General features: G+C 64.0%; 5 protein-coding genes. 2 read left to right on the plus strand and 3 right to left on the minus strand.

Annotated elements, in window-relative coordinates; all coding sequences use genetic code 11:
* Positions 1-1484 (minus strand): aminopeptidase P family N-terminal domain-containing protein (locus CTR53_RS10965; protein WP_290813308.1); only part of this gene is annotated, 1484 nt, incomplete at its 3' end.
* A 207-nt stretch (positions 1485-1691) separates the two neighbouring features.
* Here CTR53_RS10965 and CTR53_RS10970 point away from each other — a divergent pair.
* Both CTR53_RS10970 and CTR53_RS10975 read left to right on the plus strand, forming a co-directional pair.
* On the plus strand, positions 1692-2051 hold the full coding sequence (locus CTR53_RS10970; protein WP_290812842.1) for a DUF1127 domain-containing protein: 360 nt from the start codon (positions 1692-1694) through the stop codon (positions 2049-2051).
* A gap of 398 nt (positions 2052-2449) precedes the next feature.
* Positions 2450-2950 (plus strand): DUF1127 domain-containing protein, encoded by a 501-nt coding sequence (locus CTR53_RS10975; RefSeq protein WP_290812845.1) that lies wholly within the window; start codon positions 2450-2452, stop codon positions 2948-2950.
* Here CTR53_RS10975 and CTR53_RS10980 read toward each other — a convergent pair.
* Positions 2947-3846, minus strand: a complete 900-nt coding sequence (locus CTR53_RS10980) for a 50S ribosomal protein L11 methyltransferase (RefSeq protein WP_290812848.1) — start codon at positions 3844-3846, stop codon at positions 2947-2949. The genes CTR53_RS10975 and CTR53_RS10980 overlap by 4 nt on opposite strands.
* Positions 3847-3859: 13 nt before the next feature.
* On the minus strand, positions 3860-4694 hold an 835-nt coding region (locus CTR53_RS10985; protein WP_290812851.1), incomplete at its 5' end, for a 3'-5' exonuclease.

Raw genomic sequence — 4694 nt, forward strand, 5'->3', positions numbered from 1 at the left:
CGGGTATAGCGGTCGCGCATCTCGGCCGTCGGCTCACCGATGGCCACGGTACGCGTGATGTCGGTGGTGCCATCGGGATACTGGCCGCCGCTGTCGACCAGATAGAGAGTGCCGGGTTCGAGTTTTTTATTCGTGTCGGGCGTAACGCGGTAATGCACGATGGCGCCGTTCGAACCCGCACCCGAGATCGTGCTGAACGACAGGTCGCGCAGCTCGTTCGACAGCCGGCGGAAGCTTTCCAGCTTTTCCACGGCTGCAATCTCATCGATCCCACCGCCTTTCGTGGCATTGGCATCCAGCCAGCAGAGGAATTTGCTGACCGCCGCGCCATCGCGGCGATGCGCCGCGCGGGTACCGTCCAGTTCGGCCGTGGTCTTGCATGCCTTGGGCAGCAGGCAGGGATCTTCGCTGCGCACCAGTTTTGCGCCGGCCGTCTCCAGCCGCTGCAACACATAGACCGCCGCGGTGGCTGGATCGACCTGCACGCTCTTGCGCGCCTCGCCCAGCGCGGTCAGCGCCGACGGGAAGGTCGATACATCATGCCGTCGCACGTCGCCGAGATGTTTTCGGACGGTGGCATCCAGTTTGCGGCTATCGATATAGAGATCGACGCTGGCATCGCTATGCAGCACGGCCATCGACAACGGCAGCGGCGTATGCGGCACGTCGCTGCCACGGATGTTCAGCAGCCAGGCAATCGATTCCGGCAGAGTCAGCACCACGGCATCGGCGCCATTGGCCTTCACGGCTTCGGCAATCGTCGCCCGCTTTTTCTGCGCCGACAGGCCCGCCAGCGACTGATCCTGCACGCGCACAGGCCCGAGCGGCGGCGGCGGCTGGTCGGCCCACACGGTATCCAGCGGATTGTCGTCCACCGCCACCAGTTCGGCGCCGGCGGCAATGCAGGCCTCCTGCAGCCGCTTCACGCCGGCTTCGGTATGCAGCCAGGGATCGTAGGCGAAGCGCTCGCCCTGTTTCAGATTGGCCTTGAGCCAGTCGGTTGGCGGGCTGTCGGTGATATGCAGGCGTTCGAACAGCGCGCCATCGACCTGCGCGTCGAGTTGCAGTGTATAGCGTCCGTCGCTCCACACACCTGCCTTGTCGAGCAGCACGGCCGTGGTGCCGGCCGAACCGGTGAAGCCGGTCAGCCAGGTCAGGCGCTGCGCCCGCATCGGCAGGTATTCGCTCTGATACTCGTCGGTCAGCGGCAGGATCAGGCCGGCCAGACCGCGCTTTTTCAACTCGGTGCGCAAAGCGGCCAGCCGGGCAGGGACGGCGGCGCGGTCCTCGATAGCGGCGGCATAGCGTGCGGCCAGTTCAGCCACCAGGCTTTCGGCCTTGGCGCGATCCACCGGCAGATCGGCGGGCAGCAGCGCGAGTCCGGGAAAGTCGCCGAACACTTTCGGGGCGGCGGCAATGCCGCGCAGCCATGCGGCGGCGGATTCGGGAAGACCGGACAGTTGCGGCGGCTGGTGCAGCGTCATTGGGTATTCCTGATCCTAACTCGTTGTCGAATCTTTGAAATTATGAGGTGGTCCGGCCACCCTGTCCAGACAAGCTATGCACTTTCTGCAATGCTGTGTGTGCAAACAAATCATATCTAAGTCGTTGATTTTTAATGGGTGCAGTGCAATATTCCCGTCGTGGCCGCGATGCAGAGGATGCCCGGCACACAGAAAAGGAAGACTACCATGAATACCCTGCGCAACCAGACCGCTTTCGCCTTTCCGGCCAATCTCGCGCCGCTGACGGCCGTTGAGATCGAAGCCTATGCGCGTCGTATCCGCGCCGAAGCCATCGCCGACCTGATCTTCAAGAGCTGGGTCGCCCTCAAGTCCGTCGGCACCCGCCTGCAGGCCCGTCTGGCCCAGCAGCGCGCCCTCGCCGAACTGGCCAGCCTCGATGATGCCATGCTGCGTGACATCGGCCTGAGCCGCTCGCAGATCCCGGCTGCCGTCGCCGGCCTGGTGGAGCGTCCGGTCGCCGCTGCGGTGAACGAGAATGCCCTGACCGACCAGGTGATCCGCCTGGTGCCGCGTCACGCTGCCTAAGTCTTTTAACAGGCCCCCATCGGTGCCGGGGCGCGTACCGCCCCGTCCTCTTCTCCTCCCCCCGGGATGGAGCGGATGTCCCGGCAGACCGAGCGATTAAAGGCGTGGACCCCAGCCCTGGGGCCACGCCTTTTTCGTTTTGACTGCTATTCGTATCGTGCATGGCTGCTCGCACAAGACTGCAAAGCTTGCCTGATTAGTCCGTAGGCGGAAAAATTGGGCAGACGGTCATTATTTATACATAATTGAATTTGCTGTAAAATTTAACAAAATTGCCCTTGAAAATTCTATACCGCAGCGCAATATAAGAGACAGCAGTGCTGACGTATTTTCATAATCCTACGCACCACTGCTGAGGAACACCCGGGGCGGCTTATCCCATTGTGAAGGAGATAGCCATGCAAACCCCGCGCGCACCCAAGACTCCCAATACCCTCAACAGCCGGCCCTACCTGTTTCTCGGCCTGACCGATTACGTCGAGCTGGAGCGGGAAGCCCGCCGCGCCCGTGCCCGTGCCATCGCCGGTTTGCTGACCCGCGGCTGGAATGCGGTTTTCGCCAGGCCTGCACCGCAGGTCGACAGCTTCACGCGCGAAGATCTGCTCGCGCTCGGCGTTCCGGCCAGGGATGTCCGCGTCGCACTGGTTGGCCAGTCGCTCGGCCATGCCGTCGGCAGCGTGCTGCAGCGCATGGCCTTCCTCTGGGAGCGTGCCGCGGCAGAAGCCGAGTTGCGCGGCCTGGACGACCGAACCCTGCATGACATGGGACTGAGCCGCTCGGATATCCCTGCGGCCGTCGCCGGCGAAATCTATCGCCCGGGCAATATGGTCACGGCATCGAACGATGTCGGCACCGCTAAGGTTCAGGTGCTGAAGAGCAAGGATGTCGTCGCCGCCTAAGCGGCGCGGCGCCGGAACACTAACGTGTGCCAGCCTTCGCGCGGGATCCGCCGCGCGAGGGTAAGGCCTGTCGTCCTGTACCGGGCGACGATCAGGCGCTCCTCTTTGGCCAGCAGGCCGGAGAGTACCAAATGACCGCCGCTCGCCACCAGGCGGGCAAGGCCGGATGCCATATGGCACAGCGGCCCGGCCAGGATATTCGCCACCACCAGATCATACGGACCCGCCGCCGTCAGACGCGGATCGTCAGGGCGTGACGCGGTGATCGCCGCGATGCGCCGGCTCAGGCCGTTCAGCCTGACATTGTCGCGCGTCACGTCGGTGGCGACCGGGTCGATATCGGCCGCCAGCACGGCGCGGGCACCGGCCCTGGCGGCGGCCATCGCCAGTACACCCGAGCCGGTGCCCATATCCAGCATGGTCTGCGGCGGGCGCACGCGGCAAAGATCGTCGATCGCCTGCAGGCAGCCATAGGTGGACGGCGCGCGGCCGGTACCGAAGGCGAGGCCGGCATCCAGCAGGATGCCAAAGGCGCCCGGAGGCACCTGGCCGGCGTCATGTGCACCATAGAGGAAGAAGCGTCCGGCCATGAAAGGCGCGTTCAGCTTGTTGGTATGGCGCACCCAGTCTTTCGCCGGCAGATGCGCGAAACGGATCACTGCGGGAATATCGAGGACGGCCGCGATGTCTTTCAGCCGCCTGCGCCAGTCCTTCTCATCGGGTGGCGCATCGAACAGCACCTGCACACGCCAGTCCGGGCTCATCGCCACGCCGGGCTGCACGACTTCGTAGGACGACACTGCAATGCCGGCCTCGGCCAGCAGGTCTTCGGCGGCCGGCACCAGATCGACCGGCACATCCAGCTCGACCGACCAGAATTCAGGGGAGAGCGGCATTGTCGTTGTCTTTTCAGGCTTTCTCGACGAAGGAGGCGATTACGCGCTTTTCGCCGGCTTTCTCGAAGGCGATCTGCAGCTTGTTGCCCTCGATACCGCGAATGCGGCCATAGCCGAATTTGAGATGGAATACGCGATCACCAACCGAGAAGGCGGCATCGTCGGTGATGCGCGTCACGTCTTCGTCGCGGATGCGGCGCGCGCGGCCCTCGATGGTGCCGGGCTGCTGCCTGGGCGAGAGATCCCAGTTGGTGCCCTGATAGCCGCCGCTGCGCGTGCCGCTCTCGGAGAAGCCGCCGCCGATATAGCCCAGCGAGTTCAGTCCACTCTGTGCGCCGCGATAGACGCCGGTCTGCTGCCGCTGGTCGACATGCTCGCGCGGCAGTTCATCCAGGAACCGCGACGGGATCGCCGAGGTCCACTGGTTGTAGATGCGGCGGTTGGCAGCAAAACTGACATGCGCCCGCTTACGTGCCCGTGTCAGGCCCACATAAGCGAGGCGCCGCTCTTCCTCCAGGCCGGCCGTGCCGTTGTTTTCCAGCGAGCGGCGGCTGGGGAACAGTTCCTCCTCCCAGCCGGGCAGGAAGATGTAGTCGAACTCCAGACCCTTGGCGCCGTGCAGGGTCATCAGGCTGACCATCTCGGCGTCTTCGGTATTCTCGGTGTCCATCACCAGCGCGACGTGATCGAGGAAACCGGCGAAATTCTCAAACTCGGTGAGCGCGCTGATCAGTTCCTTCAGGTTTTCCAGCCGGCCCGGCGCTTCGGGCGACTTGTCGTCCTGCCACATCTGGATATAGCCGGACTCTTCCAGAAGAATCTGCGCCACTTCGGTATGCGGCAGTTCG

The organism is Ferrovibrio sp., from assembly GCF_002796975.1.
In the GTDB taxonomy this organism is placed as follows: Bacteria; Pseudomonadota; Alphaproteobacteria; order Ferrovibrionales; family Ferrovibrionaceae; genus Ferrovibrio.